We start from the raw sequence: 20664 nt of genomic DNA, 5'->3' as shown, positions 1-20664 counted from the left end.
AGAACATCAATCACTTTATCGTACATAAAAACAAAGGAGAAAATCATGACAATAAAAAAACGATTCCTTATTTCATATATTGGCGGTATTGTGATTGCCTGCTTATCACTAGTTTCAATTATCTGTATTGTTTTTTATGTAACGACGGGAAAAATTCCCAGTCCAGCAGCACTTTATAAAATATTTACGCAACAGCGTTCACTGAGTCCAGAAGAAGAACTTGCATACATAAACCTTCGAGGAGTAGCTAAATCTGATCCAGATCAGCTTTTAAAACCAAGGGGTGAGTTACAAGAAATGATTCAAAAATTTGAAGCTGAATCATTAGGTGTCGTTGTGCGTAAACAAGAAGCAATGGCTTACTATTCACAAGAATTGGTTGAAAAATCGTTAATTGTTCACTTTCCTAAATTCGATGCGAATAATATTGAAACAAGAGGAACGATCGATAACGCTGGCCGTTTATATCGCTACATGAAATTTGATTTTTATTTTAGCAATCAAGCATCTGGAAGTCTTTTAGTGCTAAAAAAAGAGAATAATTTTTTGGAATTTATGACTAAATGGGGTGTTTGGATCATAATTACGATTGTGTTTGTTGCGATTGCTGGCTTGTTATTTTTAAATTACCTATTAAGAAAAACAATCATTCGTCCATTAGAAAATCTTGGTGCAGGAATGTCTGAAATCAGAAATGGTCATTTTGAAGTTTTAATGATGGATTCATCAAAAGAAACAGCCTTGGAAGTAAAGCAACTGACGGACGATTTTGAAAAGATGAGAGAAGCCTTAATCCATTCAATGGAAGAACAGGAAAAGCTTGAAAATAATCGAAAAGAATTAGTAGCGAGTATTTCCCATGACTTAAAAACACCGATCACATCCATTATCGGGTATGTGGAAGGATTATTGGATGGCGTTGCAGATACACCAGTAAAACAAGCAAAATATTTGCAGACTATCCGTACAAAAGCCAACTCATTAAATGAACTAATCGAAGAATTATTTTTGTATTCAAAATTGGATGCTGCGGTGATCCCTTTTCATTTTGAAAGAATCAATATTAAGGAATTCTTAAAACATATTATTGAAGAATTTCAATTACAAGATGTTCGAGTTTCTATACAATTATCTTATCATAAAGAAACAGAGAGTTACGTATTCGCTGATCGAATGCAATTAAATCGGGTATTTATCAATTTAATTGAAAATAGCTTAAAATTTAAAGCAAATGATCGCCCGCTTTCAATCCAGATTGATGTTTTTGAAACGGCACAAAAAATAGCAATTCAATTGTCAGACAACGGACAAGGCATTTCTAAGGAACAGCTTCCTTATGTTTTTGATCACTTTTATCGAGGAGAAGAAGCCAGACCAACGAATACTGGTGGTAGTGGACTAGGTCTTGCTATCGTTAAACAAATCATAGATAAACATGAAGGCGTAGTTGAGATTGAAAGTGAATTGCATGAAGGGACAACGGTGACGATTCTATTAGAACAGGCCTAGGGAGGACAATGGTATGTTAAATAAAGTAGCACGTGTTTTATTGATTGAAGATGATGCAAGTATTGCTGAATTACAAAAGGACTACTTAGAAATTAATCACATGGTAGCTGAAATTGCACGTGATGGACTCGCAGGTCTAAATCGGGCTTTAAATGAAGCGTTTGATTTGATTGTGATCGATGTCATGCTCCCGTCAATGGATGGCTTTGAGATTTGTCGTCGAATCAGAGAAAAGAAAAATATTCCATTGATGATTGTTTCGGCTAAAAAAGAAGATATTGATAAAGTCCGAGGGCTGGGGCTTGGAGCAGATGATTACATGACAAAACCTTTTAGCCCAAGTGAACTTGTTGCCCGTGTACAGGCACATATCAAACGTTATCAGCTGTTAACAAAAACAAATCAAGTCAATGATACAATAGAAATTGATCAAATTACGATAGATAAAAATGCTCGCAGAGTCTTTGTTTTAGGTGAAGAACTTATTTTTACCACGAAAGAATTCGATTTATTACTCTTTTTTATGGAACATCCTAATCGAGTTTGGATGAAAGAACAATTATTTCGTCAAGTTTGGGCTATGGATGATCTTGACAGTGATATTTACACCGTCGTCGTACATATCGGACGAATCAGAGAGAAATTAAAAAAAGGTAAATTATCAGAAGTTCCCATAGAAACTATTTGGGGCAGTGGTTATCGTTTTAATGTCTAGTAAATCAATAAGGAGGAAATCCATGAAAAAAAACCAAGTACTAGCTGTGCTCTTCTTGTTTGCTGTGCTCGTTTTATCCTCTTGTAAATCTGATCAAAGAAAAGAGACCGAAAAAACGAGTGAATCATCAAAAAAAGCGCTATTCATTCCATCATCATCTGAAGAGATTGTATCAAGTGAAGAGGAGATAGAAAAAACTGTGAATGAATTGGCCTTTGAAAATACAACTTACAATTATGATGTTGTGACTGGTGCGACGCAAACAACTTTTGGTTCTAATCCAAAACCTCTTTATCCCTATGAGGAAAAATTAAAAAAAATGTTTTGGTCAAATCAGCCGCCTTTAGGCTTGATGGTAGGAAACTATTATACGAATGAAGGATATTTCGATGTTGGAAACAAGGGCATCGTAGAGATAGTCACCGATGATATGAGTAAAATCATCAATGTTGAGTTTAATGAATATGGCGCCGAAAATTATTACGAATCAAAATACTCAGGTGCCAATAAAAGGCTTTCTGACTATGCATTTTTTCAAGCCCAAAATCCTAGGACAGATACGACTTTAGTAACAGTCGTTAATGGCATTACATTTGTAGAAAAGCAAATGCGAGAAGAAAATAGAGTCGAAGGAAACTTTGAAACGGTTAAAGGCTCTTCAACAACCGCTAGAGAAGGACTAATGGCGATAGCTGCTGGACTAAAAGATGAAATCAGACAGCCATCTAAAACTAAGTATATTGGTTATGCTGAAGAATTTGGCAATGGATTGATTGGTAGACTACAGTTGACTGTGACAGATGGCAAAATTGAAAGTGCCCGTTATGACGAATATTTTGCAGACCAACCAGAAAAAATTACTGTAGAGCAATTAAAACAATATTATCGTCAGTCAAAATATTATTCGCTGACCTACAATGAAGACACCAATAATGATTTTGTCATATTTTCGGATGACTTAACTAAGGAAATCATTGATAAGCAAACATTGACAATTGATAACAGTGAACTTACGAAACACCCATCATTTTCTTCCTATCAAAAATTAGCGAAATATATCAATCTTTCATGAATTAAAACGAGCAAACTAAAACTACGATTGGTAGAAAAGTAATGAAATGAAGTAGGGAAAAAAGTAGCAGTTAACAACACGCTAACTTTTTTCCTATTTTTATTTTGAAGAGGACACTACACTAAAAATTTTCCCGTAATAGAGGTAGGTGCATTGTTTGCTTTTGCGGGAAAGCCTTCGAAAATAACATTGCCACTTTTTTTCCTAAACCTGGAGCAAATTCTATCATCCAGTCGGCGAGCTGAATTAGCTCGATATTGTGCTCAATCATTAAAAGGGTATTTTTATTTTTTATTAATGCAGCAAATACTGAATATCTTATGTACTTAGTCCAGTTGGCGGCTCTTCTAAGACGATTAGTTTATTTTTGAACTCAAGATTGCTAGCTAATTTTAAACGTTGCACTTCTCCTCTTGATCATGTTTCTAGTGTCAGCACTAATGTGAGATAGCCCAGATCGATCGTATCCAACCAATATAATTGTTTTGCAATGGTTTGATGATCTTTAAAAAAATAGTAATTTTCTTCAACGGAAAGAGCAAGTAGATCAACGGTATTCTTATGATTATAGAAATAGTTTAAAACGTTCTTTTGATATTTTTGTCCTTGACAAGCCTCACAAGTACTGCGAATTGGATCAAGCAAAGTCAATTTAGTCTCAATAAACCCTTTACCTGTGCAATTTAAACAAGCATCTTGACCATTTATTAAGAAAACAATCTATCGTCACAACACCTAAAGAACTAGTGAAATTATTACAGAAAAAAATGATCTAGGAAGCATTTATCAAAAAAATATAAATAGTTAAAAAAGAAGAATATTACAGAATAACATATAAAAAATGGATAGTATATACGCTCTAAGTGATATAATAGATCTATAAGGGGGATTCATATGAAAAATTTATAGGCATGTTAGTATCAAAAAGATTGCCAACTTATCTTAATTTTTTGACTTTATATATAATTGAAACGTTCGAGCGTACACCACCAACTATAATGTCTTTGTTTTTTGCTTACATTTTCTTTTATTATTGAGTTAACTTATGCTCAAAATCTTGAAGATAAAAAAGCGAAGAAAAAGAGGCAGAGCGTTAGTGAATTTTTTTCATAATGTGAACTGGTTTGTTGTGAGTTTTGTGGCTGTTCTATGTATTGTTATTTATTTTGTTTTGATTATTTTAGTTAATACCTACTAATATTTTAAGATTAGTTCATATAAGTTCGATATATGCTAAATAGATTAAGAAAGAAGATATTTTTCATGGATCAAACATTAAGTTTTATAGTTTCTTTGATTTTACTCGTATATCCTGTTTTGTCGATTCCTTCAATTATCAAATCAAAACGAGAAAAGGGTGCCTATTTTCCTGAATCACGCTTTTTTATTAAAAAGCGTATTGGATATGGAATCGGTATAAATATGCATAATATTTTTGGCTTTTTCACATTACTTAGTATTGGGTTACTATTTTTATTTTTTGGTTTATGGGCATTTTAATTTCGTTAAGCTGAGTTTTACTTTGATCTTTTTAAGGTAGTTATTCTTTTTTCGACCTTATGATATTTCCTGTAGAAAATAAAGGAAATTCGATAGATAATTCAAATATTTTTGTTATTGAATTCTCCTATTTTTAATTTTATTTTCTACTAATGATTAATCTGCTTTTTTCTAGTATTATCCTTTTTTTTCTTTTAATAATAGATTATACTAGAGAAATAGTATTCATTTTAATGTAAGAAAGACTGTGAGTAAAGAGTTCAGATATTTAGGGTATAGTGTTATCTAATAATGCAGATTGGTTTTTTAGGAAAAGAAAAAAACAAGAACAAAGAGTTTAACTCCGGGAGACGAGTGAGTCCTAAAAATCATAACGCGTGAAGTTGTACAATAAATGGGGAATTACCAAAAATTGTCAAACGTCCAAGTGATTTCAGCTTATTTTTGAATCCATCAGCACTTAGGCATTGATGGATTCGAAGTGCAAGAATTTATTCTACAAAGTTTTATGTATAGAAATTAAAGAGATTAAAATGATGTGTAGCAGCTGCTTTTTCTCACCGTTCATTCGTTTTTAGAGGATGATACAAAACTATTTTTTCGTTTTATTCTAGCCTTTTTTCTATTTTCTTATTAAGGTTGGACGAGCAAAAGCCTGCTACGTTTTTAAAGTAAGGAGGATTTATGAAAAGAAAAGAGCCAAAGAAAACGGTGTTGTTACTAATTGCACTATTTTTCGGTTATACTATGGCCTACATTGATAAGCTTTTAGTCGGGTATTCGCTAATCCCGATTTCAATTGAATTTGGCTTTGAACCAACAGCTAAAGGAATGATCATGAGTGCTTTTTTCTTAGGTTATGCGATTATGCTGATTCCAATGGGGCTGATTATTAACAAAGTCGGCTCACGAGTTGTTTTGATTGGTTCAATACTAGGAATTGGTCTATTTTCATTTTTATTTGGTTTTGGAACATCATTAATTATGTTTATAATATTACGTTTTTTAACTGGATTGCTAGCTCATTCTGGCTATGCTTCATCAGCTAGTAAAGAAATCACGTTGAATGTTCCAGTGGAAAAACGAACATTTGCCCTAGGTATTTTGCTATCTTCTTCTGGAATAGCGGGATTTATTGGTCCACTGGCACTTTCACCAATTATTACAACTGTGGGATGGCAAGCTGCTTACTTTACGTTAACTGCGTTAACGATTATTGTTGCGATTTTTCTGATTTTTGCTATACCTAGAGATAAAAAAATAGAAAAAGAAGCTGACAATATAGGAATAAAAACGGAAAAAATTTCTATTTTAGTGGTTTGGTCGGATGTCCGAGTATGGATTTTGTTTTTAAGTTCATTTTTTATCAATTGTTCATTATATGGACTTTCAAGTTGGGTACCGAGTTTTTTGACTGGTGAAAAAGGTCTGGACTTAAATAGTGCTGCGATGATTAGCAGTGTAGGCGGTTTATTCATGTTAATTGGTTCAATTGGTGGTAGCTATGTTGTAGGTAGATTTTTCCAACATAAGGAAAAAGTAATTGTTGCGGTTACTGCTATTTTAGGTGGACTTTTGGCATTCAGTTCTTATTATATCGACAATTTGTTTTTATTATCGATTTCTATGGGATTAGCCAACTTCTTTTTTATCATTTCATTTGTGACGATGATGAGTATTCCATTACGGATTTTTGAAGGGCCAAAGTTTGCGCCAAGTTACGGAACACTTGCTACAGGAGGGATTCTTGGTGGTTTTGTTTCACCTACGCTTATTGGAATATTAGTTGGCATGTCAAATGGGCAGTATATATCTTCATTTATTTTCTTTTTAGTTGTTGGACTATTAGCAGCCTTCACGATTATGTTTATTAAACAAAAATAAGGGATCTAGTTACATAGATTAGCCTCTTGGATTGGAAATGCGGAACTATGGATGAGTCAAAAAAACTCATGCATAGTTTCTTCCTATTTTTTTCGATATTTTATTATTAAAAAGTATTAGAGTTTTGTAGAAAGTTTACTAAAGAAGGGATCGGTACTAATGTCATTACTAATATAGCTGAAAAACAAAGGGAAAAAGGGAACAGAAACATAAAAATTTAACAATGATCTAAATGAAGTTATACTAATATAAAACAGAAAAAATACTTAATAGAGGAGGAGAAAAAGTGGAAGCGAAAAAACCCAAAATATTCACGATGTCTTTTGCCAGTGTTTATCCGCTATATATTCAAAAAGCAGAAAAAAAAGGACGAACAAAAACAGAGGTTGACGAAATAATTGTTTGGTTAACAGGCTATGATGAGGCTTTATTACAAAAACAAGTAGATACAAAGGTTGATTTTGAGACGTTCTTTGAAGAAGCACCCAAATTAAATCCCAATGTTTCGTTGATCAAAGGTATGATTTGCGGGTATCGTGTGGAAGAGATAGAAGATGAGTTAATGCAGAAAATTCGTTATCTGGATAAGTTAATTGACGAATTAGCTAAAGGAAAAGCGATGGAAAAGATATTGAGAAAATAATTATTAAGAATAGAAAAGTAGTCCGATCATTTTTTTTGCTAGAAAGTAGTTAGCATATAAATTTGATAGGGCTTTTTTTATTATAAATGATAATAACCACCCCTTTTTATCCAATTACTAGTATAAAACTAAAAAAGATAATCAAATAATTATGAAAAGTGTTGATATAGAGCGACGTAACATTGAAATTGCTTTTTAAATCAGTCTTAATATGTGATATTTAAGAGAACACATACTAAAGGGACAAACTTGAAGGAATCCATTTTTTTACGATTCTCGAGGAAAGAGCATCTTTGGTGAAGAAGATGTTTTAGCAAGTCAATGAACAAAAATCAAACGAAACAAGGTAGTTCGACATTTTTTTATGTAAAATCATAAGAAAATCTCATACATAAAAAATGTTTTGAAGGTAGGATGACGATTTATGGAGATAGGAAAATTATTGAAAGTTCGAAGAGAACAAAAAAATTTAACACAACAGGATGTTGCTGCTAAATTTCATGTGACGAGACAAACTGTTTCGCGGTGGGAAAATGAAAAATCGTATCCTAATATTGACACATTGGTGGAACTAAGCTTCTTTTTTGATTTTTCACTAGATGAAATTTTAAAAGGGAAAGATTTGATAGTTCGTGAAGAAGATAAAAAAATAGATGAAATTTGAATAGTTAAGAAGGTACGTTTGCCCATGCCCTATTGGAGATACAACTATTATAATAAGTATAAGCCGCTTAGACGGCTTTTTTTAGTCTATTCAATAGATTACTAAAATAGTGATTTTTCGCTCTTTTATAGCACAGTTTATTTTATGATTTTTTATAAAACTAAAAGTTAGGAAGGTTTATTTAGATGACAAAAATCAGTATAGACTAAGGTGTTGTAAATGATCTGACGAATCACTTTACTAGTAGTTTATCAGATAGTTCTTTTTCATCAAAAAAAGCATTCTCTTTCGCTCAAGGTTCTAACACTTCTGGAATAAAAAGCAGCTTATCCGTTTTATTTGTAAGCATCAGCAATTTTGAAAGCTATGCTTTTAGTAAAGGGAAAAAACTAACGTTGATTCATATACTATTTTTTTATGTAGTCAGTTCCTCTTATGACTAAAATATGGATTTGAAATCTCCTAATTTAAGAACTAACCTTACATTTACAAACTCATTTGTCTAATCAAAAAGAAGGAGTATCTTCTGTTAAAATAGCAGTAATGAATATAATTATAATTTATAAATGAAAATAAGTGGGGAAATAAAATGAACCAAACGTTGTTGGTATTGTAAATGGAACAATCGGAAATTAAAAGCATTGCTACTTGAAAATCAGGAAGAAGCAAAAGAATATATACTGGCAGAGGTAATGGAAGAGACTTATGTAAAGAAGAAGTACTAGCTTCAGAAATTTTATCTGAACCACCTGTTATTATGAGTAGAGATGCTAACGTACCAAAAGCGATAAGATATTTAGACGAAATTCCTATGAACAAAGGCTCAGGTAGTTTTTCAGAAAGTGGATGGAGATATAGTGGATATCGTTTCATGTTTAGGAACATAAAAACCAATCCTTAGTATTATGCAGTTGCTGTTTCTGGAGATTCTGTTTACTTTCATAACATTTATAGAGGGAAAGAGGCAGTTTACCTTGGACATATTTATTATTTTCCTTCGCCCCCTCCTAATGGCGGAGTAAGTTGGATTACTTATTTTTCAACATATAATCCTGTTTAAGTTAATCGTTGTTAATTAATGAGTTAAGTTTTATGTAAAATTAGGGTATAGTCAAAAGTGATCTTGTGCAGCTACAGAAAGATCACTTTTTTTATTGTAAATTATATGTGTAAATGATCATTAAAAAAATGTTGGCTAATAAATACAATTAAATAAACTATTAGATTTAAATAACTATCTTATTATGATAAAATGTAATTGAAATGAATTTATCAAAGGAGGAGTGATCCAATGACCATTAATAGTAATTCCAGTATTGCCAGAGGTATTTCAGCTTCATTTAGTCAGTCAGCAAGTGCTTTAAATAGTATCAGTGTTGCTGTGTCTGCGTCTAGTACAAATGTTTCAGGCAACGCCCCAGCTGTACAATCGCTCAATAACTACCAACAGGGATTAGCAGCATTGTCTACCAGTGTTGTTTCAGCGGGTGATAATATTCATTCCGTTGCGAAAGAGTTTGAACGAATCGATCAGAATATTGCACAATTGACAAAATTTAACCTTCCAGGAGGCTTGTCATGAGTGAGATTCAGGAACAACAGGAGTTTGATCAAAAAAATTATCAGTTTAGAATTCGTTTGGAAAAACTTCAAGAAGATCAGTTAGTCATTAGAAAAGAGCAACGCTACATAGAAGAGCAACAAGAAGCATTTTTCCAACTACAACGACAAGAACAGGCGGCTTATGATTTTGTCTTAGGAAATTGCGAAGCACAAGAGCGAGCATTTTTTGAAGAAAGGGGAGATGAGAGCCTTCATCTCGCAAAAAAAGCCCAACGAGAATTTGATGAACAACTCCTTCAGCTAAAAAAAGACGAACGCAACTTGTTTGATCAGGAAGAAAAACTCAAAGCAGAGCAACAAGCGTTCTGGAAGAAGTCGGAGGAAAAAAAACATGGGACTTAAATTTTATGTGGGTGAAGCACAGACACGATCATCACAAGCGAGTCAATTGACCAATCAAGCGAATCAGGCAATCACATCGTTACAAGCGAGTATCCAACTGTTTTTATCCGCACCACTTTCAAGTAAGGCCTATGATTCAGCTAAAAATTATTTCATGGTCGCTTATACACCGCTATGCCAGTCTGCTATAATGACAGGTGAAGCGCTGGAAAGTGCGCATAAAAAGTTTCTTAGTGAATATCAAGGAACTGTTAGTGGGATTGATACGGATGAAGATCTGATCCTAGAAGAAATCAATCAGTTCGAGCAGTTGAAGCAGCGCTTAGATCACCAAATGAGTACCGCTAAAACACCACGACCAGATTTAGAACGTAGATATATCAATGCCTGTGAAAGTATTGAGAAACGTCGAGAGAAGTTAGAAAAATTTCATGCGTACGATGCTCAATCAGCAAGTTTTTTTTCAGATTATGAAGCGAGCCAGCAAGAATTTAATACAGGTTTAGCGCAGGTAGCCAATTCTAAAGCATGGAATCCAGCAACAGGTACTTTTGACTTGGAGCGTTTAGACATGACATGGGCAAAACCTATTCATACCCGATGGAAGCAACGAGAAAAAATGAAACAACAAGTGAAAGATGCCCAAGTAAAACAAGCAATTGGCAAATTAGATGGGTATGAAATCGTTAAAAATGAATTAGGTCATTGGTATCTAATGAAAAATGGCAAAATTGTCTCACCAGATAAATACCCAGAACTCTATGCACAATTGCAAATATGTAAGGATTCTTTAAATGAAGACCAGTACAGAACCCAACAAATAAAAATAATGAGAAATGAAATGCCCCTTGCTCCTGGATTTGGCGGTGTGTTAGTAAATCTAGGAAAGGCTGGAAAAATAGCGGATGCTATTCGAAAAGGGACTGGAGTAGTAAAAGTCGGACAATCTATTGTAGATAAAATAAATAACGCGCCTTCTATAAATTGGACGACTGAAAAAAAAGTGAATGAAGTAATAAAAGATGCTAAAGATACTACAAGAAAAAAAGGTAATGCTAAAAATTATGAAAAAGAAGGCGGGATGAATGATGCAGTAGATGACTTTAATTCATTCAATCCTAAAAATGTGAAAAAAATAGATACACAATACGGTGAGGGTTTACAAGGTGTTTTAGATGATGGTACAACTATATCAGTTAGACCAGGGAGTGAGACAGGTGGTTCTACACTTGAAATAAAAGTGCCAGGAACTAAAATTAAAAAAATTAGATATAATGAATAAGAAGGAGGTCACTCAATGGAGCAATGGATAGAATATAACTCTGAAAACATGTTGCATGATGATTATGAAGTTTATGAAATAACGAGAAATGAGCATGGTACAGTAATAAAATTAACAGGTCATAATCAAGATTTAAATATACTTTTTGGGTTTGTTGATTCTTTGAGGTTTACTGACGAAGGAAGAAGAATTGCAACGTATCATGATGTTGAAATCTTACAAAAATATAGAAAAAATTTTATAGGGAATCCAATATATAAAGTAGAGAATTCTTCTTATGTAGATTGGTTGGATGTTGAAAGTGCAGGATTTTTAGGTGATGTTGAGCACTATGTAATAGTGACGAGAAATGACATAATCGATATTGTCTCTGGCATTCCACCACACATGGAATACCAGACCAAAAATCATTAATATATTCATTTAATAAGAAGTTGTTATTTCAAAAGCTAAAATATAATATGTGTTACTAGAAGTATTGTACAAAGATGTGATGAATTTAATGAAATTGCTTAAAGAAAGTAAAATTTTTATGATTCCAAAGATAGCGAGATGCTGTCTTTCTCTGTATAGTATGTATGGTACTCCTCCACTGCTGATAAGAGTAGTGTTGAATAACAAAGATGGTGATAACATCTAATGATATTCGGTGAGTGGCGATGAATATTTTATTCTTTTTAATGGCTATGTGACGATAGATGCAGAGCTATGAAATGCGATCGTCATTCATGGCTAAAGAAGAAAAGTAGAATATAAAGAGTAGCTAGCTGAACCTTTGATATATAAGGCTTCAGCTTTTTCTTTTATTTTAGTGGATATCTTCTGAGCGATAATTTAAAGGTATTTGCGTCACTAAAAGCAAGTATGCGAACATTTTTATCTGCTCCCTTATCTAGTAAGGCATACGATTCAGCTAAAAATTATTTCATGATCGCTTATACTCCGCTATGCCAGTCTGCTATAATGACAGGTGAAGCGTTGGAAAGTGCGCATAAAAAGTTTCTTAGTGAATACCAAGGAACAGTTAGCGGAATCGATACGGATGAAGATCTCATCCTAGAAGAAATCAATCAGTTCGAGCAGTTAAAGCAGCGTTTAGATCACCAAATGAGTACCGCTAAAACACCACGACCAGATTTAGAACGGAGATATATCAATGCCTGTGAGAGTATTGATAAACGTCGAGAGAAGTTAGAAAAATTTCATGCGTACGATGCTCAATCAGCAAGTTTCTTTTCAGATTATGAAGCGAGCCAGCAAGAATTTAATACAGGTTTAGCGCAGGTAGCCAATTCTAAAGCATGGAATCCAGCAACAGGTACTTTTGACTTGGAGCGTTTAGACATGACATGGGCAAAACCTATTCATACCCGATGGAAGCAACGAGAAAAAATGAAACAACAAGTGAAAGATGCCCAAGTAAAACAAGCAATTGGCAAATTAGATGGGTATGAAATCGTTAAAAATGAATTAGGTCATTGGTATCTAATGAAAAATGGCAAAATTGTCTCACCAGATAAATACCCAGAACTCTATGCACAATTGCAAATATGTAAGGATTCTTTAAATGAAGACCAGTACAGAACCCAACAAATAAAAATAATGAGAAATGAAATGCCCCTTGCCCCTGGATTTGGCGGTGTATTAGGAAATCTAGGAAAAGCTGGAAAAATAGCGGATGCTATTCGAAAAGGGACTGGAGCAGTAAAAGTCGGACAATCTATTGTGGATAAAATAAATAATGCACCTAGCATTTCATTGAGTGGTTCTAATACTGATGAAGTAGAAATTGAAATACCTAAAAATGTGGAAAGAAAAATTGGAAAACTTTCTCCAGAACAGAAAAAAGCGTTAGATAATGCATTAGATAAGCTATCAAAAGGAGATAAAACTGGGCTACATGACCACGCTCTTTCCGGAAACCGAAAAGGTGAACGTGCTTTTGATATTAAAGGTAAAGGAACAGGTAATAATAGAGGTGGAATCCGTGGGACTTATGAAACTGACGGAAAAGGGAAAATTAGGTTGAAGGATGTAATCAAAGGGCATAAATATTAAATAATTAGAAGGAGTTTATTGTTATGGAAACTAGAATGAAGCATGTATTATTAGAAGTGTATTATGAAGATGGGTTAGATCTAGAAAAAATGTTAATAGAAGGCTTTACCTTTGATGAATTAAAAGAAAAAGATATAAAATTCACTTATGCAGATTATGAATTATGTTTTGCTGGTGAAGCAGGAATTGTCCAAAATTTAGAAGATTTTATTGGTTTTGGTGGAGAAATGGACATAGATTCAGATTTAAATAAAAGCGATTATCAAACTCATAGTGATCGATTAAAAAGTGAATGGGAGAAAATTTCTAGAAAAAAAATTGAAGAAGCCTATCGGGACTATATGTCATTTAAAAGAAAATATGTAGAGGCAAATGGAATTATTGAAGATACGGAAGACTAATAAATATAATGAGTTATCACAAGTGATCGCTCATTGTCAAATCGGACTGATGAGAAAAAATAGTAGAGTTGGTTATTGAAAGGATTTAAAGCCATAAGAGACACGCTTGAGTGTTTTTATATGTGTATTCATTGCTTCTAGTTTCCCGTTAGAATAGGGATAAATCATGGCATTACGAATGCCTTCTTCATAAGTTAATAAATTTGTGATGCTCGTACGAAATGTTTCATCTAATTCTTCTGGAAGAGTTCGCAATTGCTCAAAGAATTCTTGGTGATTTTTCGTTCGGAAAGCTTCTGCCAATTCGTGAAAGACTTGATAAGTAAAACGAAGTCTAGGCGAAAAATCAAGAAGTCGCTCAATCATCATTGCTTCGGTTAGATAAGGAAACTTTGGTGCCCGAAAACTACGCCATGTTTTGTAGGTTGAATGGTTGATTGTCGTTCGATTAATAAAGAGAGAATCTTCCCAGAAACATGCTTGGCGATAAAGCAATGTGGGGCAACAAAATAAGCGTTTGCCGTCCAATGACGAGAACAATTTCGACAAGAATAACGTTGCTTCGCTAGTTCCATGACTAAGGACAATTCGTGAAACGAAACAGCTAAAATTGTTAGGTTTTCATCTATGATTCTCAGCATTTTTTTTGATATCATGAAGCATAGCCTATCGTTCCTCTCCGTTAGATTTGGTGTCGCAGCTTAATTCTATCAGAGAACGATATGTTTTTTTATCTAAAAATGAACATGGGACTGAGAAAAGTATTTCTACTTTCATCTGAAAGATGCTCAAGTAAAACAAGCAATTGGCAAATTAGATGGGTATGAAATCGTTAAAAATGAATTAGGTCATTGGTATCTAATGAAAAATGGCAAAATTGTCTCACCAGATAAATACCCAGAACTATATGAGCAATTAGAAAAATGTAAAGATTACTTAAATAAAGATCAGTACAAAGTTGAAGAATTAAAAGTGATGAAAAATGAAATGCCCCTTGCTCCTGGATTTGGCGGTGTATTAGGAAATCTAGGAAAGGCTGGAAAAATAGCGGATGCTATTAAAAAAGGGACTGGAGTAGTAAAAGTCGGGCAATCTATTGTGGATAAAATAAACAATGCACCTTCTATTAATGCGGTAGATGAGGCTTTGTAATTAGATAAGAGTCGTGAAAAAGGGACACCTGCTAAGAAACATAAAGTCTTTGATTCGGAGAAAAGAAATCTGGATAAAGAAGGTGATCCAAACTCATCTGCTGACCTATTAAATGATGATGGTTCAGTAAAACAAAGGAGATACTATGGGCCAGATGGTCTGCCCATTGAAGATATAGACTACAATCACCCTGACGACGGAACACATGAATTTCCTCATAGACACAAGTGGGATTGGACTAAAAAAATACCTAGACAAAAAGGAGAATGGTAAAAATGAATATGGTACATGACTATGAAATAAAAAGCTATTTTGTAAATTTTGAAAATAAGGATATAGTCATCAACATTTCTGATGATGAGAAAGAAAAAAAGGTCATATTCCGTAATTTTTTATGTTACAAATTTTATGATGAAATGCCTTACAGTATTATTTTAGACTTAGAAGAAAGGGCTTTAGATAAATTTTTTATTGAAAATAAAGAATTATTAATTCAAGGGAAAAAAAATGTATGGCCAATGCGGTATAATTCATTGGAAGAGCTGGAGGAAGAAATAAGAAAAGAGCATATGACCTATCAGGTTTTATACTCTTCTTATGGTATGAATGGTTGGGTTTTAGCTGAGCGAGTAGAAATTATCGATGTTAACTAGGTTCAACAACAAAATAGAATCTAAATGGTAAAAGCTGGAAGTTTTACTTTACTAAGATTTCTGATTTTTCATATAAATCAGGTGGAGAACGATTGAGAGACTTTATTCAGGTGAAAAAGCAGAACTAAAAAATAATTTGAAGAAGTGAAGAGAATGGAAAAATGGATAGATAGATTTTCAGGATTGATACCGCACTGTGGACATGACTATTTGGTAAGTATTAAAAGTGGAGATATGGATGGTTTGATTCTAAAATTAGAATACGGAAAAGACGAAAAGGAAAAGGTTGTAATTGATTTTTTCGCTACTAAAGCCATGCGAGTTGCTGATGAAGGGATGTATCTCAGAGAAGTTTTCTGTGATGAGGAAATTGAGAAGTTTAAGGGGCAAGGATTTGAAAGTGTTATTTATGAGATGCAAGGTGGAGATTTTGGAAATCTTATAAAAAAAACCAGTGGAGGAGTATATGAGTACTTAAATATGAAACACTATATAATAATCACTCTCAATTTTGTTATTGAAGTTATAAGTGTTATGGATACTGAAATTACAATTTTGAATAAATAATAAAGAATATTATTATGAATTGGAGCATTTCTTACACCAATGAGAATTTTATTGAATAGTAAAACAATAAAATTCATCTGGAACACACGAGTTTCCACATAGACATCCGAATCAATTTACTAAGTAGTTTATCAGATAGTTCTTTTTCATCAAAAAAAGCATTCTCTTTCGCTCAAGGTTCTAACACTTCTGGAATAAAAAGCAGCTTATCCGTTTTATTTGTAAGCATCAACAATTTTGAAAGCTATGCTTCTAGTAAAGGGAAAAAACTAACGTTGATTCATATACTATTTTTTTATGTAGTCAGTTCCTCTTATGACTAAAATATGGATTTGAAATCTCCTAATTTAAGAACTAACCTTACATTTATAACCTCATTTGTCTAATCAAAAAGAAGGAGTATCTTATGTTAAAATAGCAGTAATGAATATAATTATAATTTATAAATGAAAATAAGTGGGGAAATAAAATGAACCAAACGTTGTTGGTATTGCAAATGGAACAATCGGAAATTAAAAGCATTACAGCAGCAATCAAGTATTGCTATAAAAAGATCATATTCAATCAAGAAAACAGATTAACCTATACAAAGTATCTTGAACAGATTTTAGAAGAGCAAACACCGAAAGAATTTTTCAACACATTTCAACAATTAAGAGCTTTTTCATATGGTTCCAACACGTGGGGTTGGTTGGACATCAATGAATCGATCGTTAAACGCTTTCCAGAAGCTAACTCGACGATTCTTTGGTGTTGGTTAGTTTGTCATCCCAATGGCTATGTTAGAGAATACGCTTTGCGAAAAATGATTGTAGAAGCGTCAGAAAATAGACTGCTATTTTTACTTGTCACATTAAATGATCATGTTGAAATATTGCGAAAAGTGGCAAGCCAAGAGCTAGAGAAAAACTTTAGCCAAACGAGTGAGGAGTCTCTTATTTTCTCCTTTCCACTAATCAAACATCTAAAAAAATTAGAACATAAAGAAAATCAATTTATTTATGAACGATTGACGACTTTTTTATTGGATTCTCCTAAGTTGTTGTTCAAAGCGCAAGACAATAAAGAGTTTAGCATTGCAAGATATGCCTTTGAATTGAGTTTTTTGTTTGTTGGCGAACAGAGAAAACGAGTCTTAAGAAATGGTTTGAAAAGTGCAGATCGAGTCATTTTAATTTGGACATTCAAAGAAATACTAAAAGAAGAGCAATGGGAAAAAGTGTATCTGTCTCAGCTATTCAGTCATCCGCAAATGATTATTCGAAAACTTGTATGTGAGTGGTGTTATAACAATCGAGTTAAAGAGGAACGGATGATTCCCAAATTATTGGATCAAACAGCTGCAATTAAATATTTAGCACTTGATTATGTGAAAAATCAATTTCCAGAAATTGATTGTAGAGAATATTACCTACAGCATTTAAACGATAACTTAATCAATGCGATTCATGGATTATCAATCTTGCAAGATAAAAGAGACTATGAACGAATGTTGCCACTGATGGATTCAAGTAAAAAGAAAATCAGAATATCCGTGTTGAATTGGGCAAATTGTTTACCTTTAGAAGAGCGCTTGCCAATATATATTGAATGTTTATCAGATCCTTCTAGAGATGTAAGAAATAGAGCTATAGAACAGTTGAGTGCAAATTATTCATTGAGTATCAAAAAGCAATTGATTCCTCTATTTAAAGAGAAAAAAGAAACACATTTTCAATTAAGTATTATCAAAATTCTTGGCGAAGATAGTCGTAAGGATTCCTTTTATGAGTTGGTTTCATTGTATATAGATGCAGCAGAACAAGTAGTGAAAGATAAGATTGAACAACAACTTGTTGGCTGGTTGCGTAGCTGGAATCGGCGGTTCTTTTTTAGATTTAGTTTGAAGGATAAGGTGGAGCTGGCTTATTTGATAAATAAAAATTATGGGCAATATTCGGTGGGCGTTTTGGATGTGTTGTGGAAAGTTTTGGGAGAAAAGTAGTGGAGGTATTGATGGATCGATTAATTGAAGAACGAGTTTTCAAAGAAGTTGAAGGATATAAATATGATTCATTTATTTATCTACTTCACGAGGAGAACATTATTGATTTAGATGCGTTCAAACATTTAGTTACTTTATGTGAACAATTATTAGATTTTTATAAGGTGAATGGAAAAACAAAGCATTATGTGGATATTATTCGAATGATCCTAGATCGATTTGAATATATTCTTATAAGTTGGAGTTATCATCTTAGTGAGAATGATTTATTTTGTATCAAGAATTTTCAAGAGTTGGAAGAAAATGAGAGTATTATGTGGATTAATGATGAGTTAAGAAGAATCACGAGGTTATTGATTTTTTAGAATGATAATGCAAAAAAGCATTTTATAATTGTTAGAATTAATGTCTAATAATTATGGATGCTTTTTATTACGAAAAATTTGTCCATTTATATCTATAAAATATAACTTTTTTGTATAAAAGGTTCCTTATTTTGAAAATAATTGTTACAATGTGTTTAGGGGAGTGTCGTTTATGAATTATGAAGATGATAGTATACAAATACAGCTCAAAGAATATGATTTTTGTGAAAAAGGGGTTGAAAACTTAAAAGATCCTTTTGAAACCAATTATCCTATTTTGTATATCTTATATAATACGGATAAAAAGAAGTTACCAGAAGCGTATGTCGGACAAAGTAGGCGCTTTGATAAACGGATGTCAGAACATCTAAAAAACAATAACAAAGCGATGATGAAGAAAATCGTCATGATTGGACATGACACATTGAACGTATCTGCGGCGTTGAATATTGAAACGAATTTAATCAGTTGTTTTATCGCTGATGAAAAATACAAAGTTGAAAATAGAAGCCAAATCAAAGGTAGCGAATCTCATAACTATTATGATAAAAGATACTATGATGAAGTGTTGTTTCCGAAAATTTGGACTCGTCTTAGAGATGAAAAAATTGTTGAACACAGTGCTGATTTTTTAAGAAATAAGGACACCTTCAAATTATCACCATTTCGTGGATTATCACCTGAACAACAAGACTTAAAAGAAAAGGTAATTGAGTTCTGTAAAAGAAGCTTAGCTGATACAGAAAATGAACATCATGTCTTTTTTATTGCAGGAGAAGCTGGTACAGGTAAAAGTGTTGTTTTGAGTTCCATATTTAAAACGATTCAAGATTTAGCTGAAAAGAAAGAAGATAATGAGTTTTCTAATTTTAATCAGGATAATAATTATCTTCTAGTAAACCATAATGAGATGTTGAAAACATATAAGAGTATCGCCGAAAGTTTGCCCAACTTAAAAAAGAAAAACTTTATGAAACCAACTAGTTTTATCAATGATATTGACAAGGGAAAACGAAAACAAGCAGACATCGTACTAGTAGATGAATCTCATTTACTACTTTCTACGAAAGACAAGTACAATAGTTTTGAATATGAGAACCAACTGGAAGAGGTTATCAAAAGAAGTAAAGTCACGATTGTTGTATTTGATGAAAAACAAGTTCTAAAGCTAAAAAGTCATTGGAATGTTGATAGTCTTGTTGAAATAAAAGATAAGTACCTAATTCATGAAGAATATCATTTAACGACTCAATTTAGAATGAAAGCTGCTCCTGAAATCGTTCATTGGGTAGATTCATTTGTAGATCGAAAAATTTTGCCATTTCCTAAAGTGACAAAACGAGAAAAGACTAAAGTAGAAAAAAGATTTGGAGATGAGGATTTTGATTTCCGTTTTTTCTCTAGTGCTGAAGATATGCGAATGGAAATAAAAGCAAGAAATCAAAAATCAGGATTAAGTAGAATAGTTTCAACTTTTGACTATATTCATAAAAAGGATGGTGGAGAGTATCTCGTTGAAGAAGGAGATTTTTCTGCTCCATGGAACCGTACAGATTACAAAAAAAGTTGGGCAGAAGAAGAAGAAACAATCAATGAGGTTGGATCGATTTATACAATACAAGGTTTTGATTTAAACTATGTAGGTGTGATTTTAGGTCCTTCAATTGGTTATGATGCTGAAAAGAATGAGTTAAAAATCGATATTGAAAAATACAAAGATTCAGAAGCATTTAAAAGTCGTGAAGGAATCGAAAATATCGATAAAGTGAAAGAACAAATCATTTTGAATTCGATCAATGTTTTGTTAAAACGAGGAATCAATGGTTTATATATTTACGCAAGTGATGATAAACGGAGAGAGAAGTTAATGACAATTCAAAAGGAGAAATCAAAATGGACGAATTAATCAAGAAAATCAATCAATTTAGAGATGATCGCGATTGGCGACAATTTCATAATCCAAAAGATTTAGCAATTTCGATTTCTTTGGAAGCTTCGGAACTACTGGAGAATTTTCAGTGGAAAACAAGTGAAGAAGCGAAAGAGAAGAATCAAGAGAATATTGAACAGGAATTGGCGGATGTGCTGATTTATAGTTTGATGTTGGCATCTGATTTGGAGTTGGATGTTGAGGGGATTATTGAGAAGAAGTTGGAGTTGAATAATCGGAAGTATCCGGTTGAGAAGAGTAAGGGGAATAAAGAGAAGTACAAGCAGTTGTAATTATTAAAATAAAAATTTGAGATAAGG

Annotated in this window: 21 protein-coding genes and 1 pseudogene; 20 read left to right on the top strand and 2 right to left on the bottom strand. The window is 32.9% G+C overall.

Translation table 11 applies throughout. The features are described from left to right. Nucleotides 1-45: 45 nt before the first annotated feature. From AC4BBR_RS12170 to AC4BBR_RS12160, 3 genes are read left to right on the top strand one after another with little or no spacing between them, the layout of a single operon-like run. Nucleotides 46-1509: a sensor histidine kinase gene (locus AC4BBR_RS12170; RefSeq protein ID WP_490459794.1), complete on the top strand. Its 1464-nt coding sequence runs from the start codon at nt 46-48 to the stop codon at nt 1507-1509. Nucleotides 1510-1522: 13 nt separating this feature from the next. Beyond that, on the top strand, nt 1523-2224 hold the full coding sequence (locus AC4BBR_RS12165) for a response regulator transcription factor (protein WP_490459793.1): 702 nt from the start codon (nt 1523-1525) through the stop codon (nt 2222-2224). Nucleotides 2225-2246: 22 nt separating this feature from the next. After that, a complete protein-coding gene (locus AC4BBR_RS12160; RefSeq protein WP_490459792.1) occupies nt 2247-3296 on the top strand; it encodes a hypothetical protein in 1050 nt (349 codons plus the stop codon). A gap of 417 nt (nt 3297-3713) precedes the next feature. Here the strand turns inward: AC4BBR_RS12160 and AC4BBR_RS12155 are convergent, their stop codons facing one another. Continuing rightward, complete coding sequence (locus AC4BBR_RS12155; RefSeq protein WP_490459791.1) at nt 3714-3947, bottom strand: hypothetical protein; 234 nt, start codon at nt 3945-3947, stop codon at nt 3714-3716. 612 nt (nt 3948-4559) lie between these two features. On the opposite strand from AC4BBR_RS12155, the gene AC4BBR_RS12150 reads away from it, so the two are divergent. The 10 genes from AC4BBR_RS12150 to AC4BBR_RS12105 all read left to right on the top strand — a co-directional run bounded on the left by AC4BBR_RS12150 (nt 4560) and on the right by AC4BBR_RS12105 (nt 13693). After that, on the top strand, nt 4560-4796 hold the full coding sequence (locus AC4BBR_RS12150; RefSeq protein WP_490459790.1) for a hypothetical protein: 237 nt from the start codon (nt 4560-4562) through the stop codon (nt 4794-4796). 684 nt (nt 4797-5480) lie between these two features. Further along, complete coding sequence (locus AC4BBR_RS12145) at nt 5481-6680, top strand: MFS transporter (protein ID WP_490459789.1); 1200 nt, start codon at nt 5481-5483, stop codon at nt 6678-6680. A gap of 316 nt (nt 6681-6996) precedes the next feature. Further along, complete coding sequence (locus tag AC4BBR_RS12140) at nt 6997-7323, top strand: DUF2200 domain-containing protein (protein ID WP_490462120.1); 327 nt, start codon at nt 6997-6999, stop codon at nt 7321-7323. A gap of 424 nt (nt 7324-7747) precedes the next feature. Next, nucleotides 7748-7987 (top strand): helix-turn-helix transcriptional regulator, encoded by a 240-nt coding sequence (locus tag AC4BBR_RS12135; RefSeq protein WP_490459788.1) that lies wholly within the window; start codon nt 7748-7750, stop codon nt 7985-7987. A 1291-nt stretch (nt 7988-9278) separates the two neighbouring features. Further along, on the top strand, nt 9279-9569 hold the full coding sequence (locus AC4BBR_RS12130; RefSeq protein ID WP_490459787.1) for a TIGR04197 family type VII secretion effector: 291 nt from the start codon (nt 9279-9281) through the stop codon (nt 9567-9569). Next, a complete protein-coding gene (locus tag AC4BBR_RS12125; RefSeq protein WP_490459786.1) occupies nt 9566-9952 on the top strand; it encodes a hypothetical protein in 387 nt (128 codons plus the stop codon). The genes AC4BBR_RS12130 and AC4BBR_RS12125 overlap by 4 nt, the downstream gene beginning before the upstream one ends. Then, the gene (locus AC4BBR_RS12120) at nt 9942-11234 is read left to right on the top strand and encodes a T7SS effector LXG polymorphic toxin (protein ID WP_490459785.1); all 1293 of its coding nucleotides are present in this window, start codon (nt 9942-9944) and stop codon (nt 11232-11234) included. Before AC4BBR_RS12125 ends, AC4BBR_RS12120 begins: the two co-directional genes overlap by 11 nt. A gap of 15 nt (nt 11235-11249) precedes the next feature. Further along, nucleotides 11250-11648 (top strand): hypothetical protein, encoded by a 399-nt coding sequence (locus AC4BBR_RS12115; protein ID WP_490459784.1) that lies wholly within the window; start codon nt 11250-11252, stop codon nt 11646-11648. Nucleotides 11649-12098: 450 nt separating this feature from the next. Beyond that, on the top strand, nt 12099-13292 hold the full coding sequence (locus AC4BBR_RS12110; RefSeq protein WP_490459783.1) for a hypothetical protein: 1194 nt from the start codon (nt 12099-12101) through the stop codon (nt 13290-13292). Between the two features lie 23 nt (nt 13293-13315). Next, entirely contained in the window at nt 13316-13693 is a 378-nt protein-coding gene (locus AC4BBR_RS12105; RefSeq protein ID WP_490459782.1) for a hypothetical protein, read from the top strand. A gap of 72 nt (nt 13694-13765) precedes the next feature. Here the strand turns inward: AC4BBR_RS12105 and AC4BBR_RS12100 are convergent. Next, nucleotides 13766-14152 (bottom strand): annotated as a pseudogene (locus AC4BBR_RS12100) (transposase); the annotation flags it as partial. A 402-nt stretch (nt 14153-14554) separates the two neighbouring features. Between AC4BBR_RS12100 and AC4BBR_RS12095 the strand changes: the two are divergent. The 7 genes from AC4BBR_RS12095 to AC4BBR_RS12065 all read left to right on the top strand — a co-directional run bounded on the left by AC4BBR_RS12095 (nt 14555) and on the right by AC4BBR_RS12065 (nt 20637). After that, a complete protein-coding gene (locus AC4BBR_RS12095; RefSeq protein ID WP_490459781.1) occupies nt 14555-14845 on the top strand; it encodes a hypothetical protein in 291 nt (96 codons plus the stop codon). A gap of 275 nt (nt 14846-15120) precedes the next feature. Then, nucleotides 15121-15498 (top strand): hypothetical protein, encoded by a 378-nt coding sequence (locus AC4BBR_RS12090; RefSeq protein WP_490459780.1) that lies wholly within the window; start codon nt 15121-15123, stop codon nt 15496-15498. A 153-nt stretch (nt 15499-15651) separates the two neighbouring features. Continuing rightward, on the top strand, nt 15652-16065 hold the full coding sequence (locus tag AC4BBR_RS12085) for a hypothetical protein (protein WP_490459779.1): 414 nt from the start codon (nt 15652-15654) through the stop codon (nt 16063-16065). Between the two features lie 469 nt (nt 16066-16534). Beyond that, nucleotides 16535-18049: a HEAT repeat domain-containing protein gene (locus AC4BBR_RS12080; protein ID WP_490459778.1), complete on the top strand. Its 1515-nt coding sequence runs from the start codon at nt 16535-16537 to the stop codon at nt 18047-18049. Between the two features lie 11 nt (nt 18050-18060). Beyond that, complete coding sequence (locus AC4BBR_RS12075) at nt 18061-18414, top strand: hypothetical protein (RefSeq protein WP_490459777.1); 354 nt, start codon at nt 18061-18063, stop codon at nt 18412-18414. Nucleotides 18415-18586: 172 nt separating this feature from the next. Next, nucleotides 18587-20320: a DNA/RNA helicase domain-containing protein gene (locus AC4BBR_RS12070; protein ID WP_490459776.1), complete on the top strand. Its 1734-nt coding sequence runs from the start codon at nt 18587-18589 to the stop codon at nt 20318-20320. Further along, on the top strand, nt 20308-20637 hold the full coding sequence (locus AC4BBR_RS12065; RefSeq protein WP_490459775.1) for a nucleotide pyrophosphohydrolase: 330 nt from the start codon (nt 20308-20310) through the stop codon (nt 20635-20637). The genes AC4BBR_RS12070 and AC4BBR_RS12065 overlap by 13 nt, the downstream gene beginning before the upstream one ends. Nucleotides 20638-20664 lie beyond the last annotated feature (27 nt).

The sequence above is a fragment of the Enterococcus sp. AMC1251 genome (assembly GCF_058216535.1).
This window is presented reverse-complemented; position numbering and strand designations above follow the sequence as displayed.

Bases quoted from the DNA above. Each gene is read 5' to 3' on its own strand.
- AC4BBR_RS12085 (WP_490459779.1), top strand. From the start codon at position 15,652: ATGGAAAAATGGATAGATAGATTTTCAGGATTGATACCGCACTGTGGA.
- AC4BBR_RS12095 (WP_490459781.1), top strand. From the start codon at position 14,555: ATGAAAAATGGCAAAATTGTCTCACCAGATAAATACCCAGAACTATAT.
- AC4BBR_RS12115 (WP_490459784.1), top strand. From the start codon at position 11,250: ATGGAGCAATGGATAGAATATAACTCTGAAAACATGTTGCATGATGAT.
- AC4BBR_RS12110 (WP_490459783.1), top strand. From the start codon at position 12,099: ATGCGAACATTTTTATCTGCTCCCTTATCTAGTAAGGCATACGATTCA.
- AC4BBR_RS12170 (WP_490459794.1), top strand. From the start codon at position 46: ATGACAATAAAAAAACGATTCCTTATTTCATATATTGGCGGTATTGTG.
- AC4BBR_RS12120 (WP_490459785.1), top strand. From the start codon at position 9,942: ATGGGACTTAAATTTTATGTGGGTGAAGCACAGACACGATCATCACAA.
- AC4BBR_RS12090 (WP_490459780.1), top strand. From the start codon at position 15,121: ATGAATATGGTACATGACTATGAAATAAAAAGCTATTTTGTAAATTTT.
- AC4BBR_RS12135 (WP_490459788.1), top strand. From the start codon at position 7,748: ATGGAGATAGGAAAATTATTGAAAGTTCGAAGAGAACAAAAAAATTTA.
- AC4BBR_RS12145 (WP_490459789.1), top strand. From the start codon at position 5,481: ATGAAAAGAAAAGAGCCAAAGAAAACGGTGTTGTTACTAATTGCACTA.
- AC4BBR_RS12080 (WP_490459778.1), top strand. From the start codon at position 16,535: ATGAACCAAACGTTGTTGGTATTGCAAATGGAACAATCGGAAATTAAA.
- AC4BBR_RS12150 (WP_490459790.1), top strand. From the start codon at position 4,560: ATGGATCAAACATTAAGTTTTATAGTTTCTTTGATTTTACTCGTATAT.
- AC4BBR_RS12140 (WP_490462120.1), top strand. From the start codon at position 6,997: ATGTCTTTTGCCAGTGTTTATCCGCTATATATTCAAAAAGCAGAAAAA.
- AC4BBR_RS12070 (WP_490459776.1), top strand. From the start codon at position 18,587: ATGAATTATGAAGATGATAGTATACAAATACAGCTCAAAGAATATGAT.
- AC4BBR_RS12105 (WP_490459782.1), top strand. From the start codon at position 13,316: ATGGAAACTAGAATGAAGCATGTATTATTAGAAGTGTATTATGAAGAT.
- AC4BBR_RS12125 (WP_490459786.1), top strand. From the start codon at position 9,566: ATGAGTGAGATTCAGGAACAACAGGAGTTTGATCAAAAAAATTATCAG.
- AC4BBR_RS12165 (WP_490459793.1), top strand. From the start codon at position 1,523: ATGTTAAATAAAGTAGCACGTGTTTTATTGATTGAAGATGATGCAAGT.
- AC4BBR_RS12130 (WP_490459787.1), top strand. From the start codon at position 9,279: ATGACCATTAATAGTAATTCCAGTATTGCCAGAGGTATTTCAGCTTCA.
- AC4BBR_RS12075 (WP_490459777.1), top strand. From the start codon at position 18,061: ATGGATCGATTAATTGAAGAACGAGTTTTCAAAGAAGTTGAAGGATAT.
- AC4BBR_RS12160 (WP_490459792.1), top strand. From the start codon at position 2,247: ATGAAAAAAAACCAAGTACTAGCTGTGCTCTTCTTGTTTGCTGTGCTC.
- AC4BBR_RS12065 (WP_490459775.1), top strand. From the start codon at position 20,308: ATGGACGAATTAATCAAGAAAATCAATCAATTTAGAGATGATCGCGAT.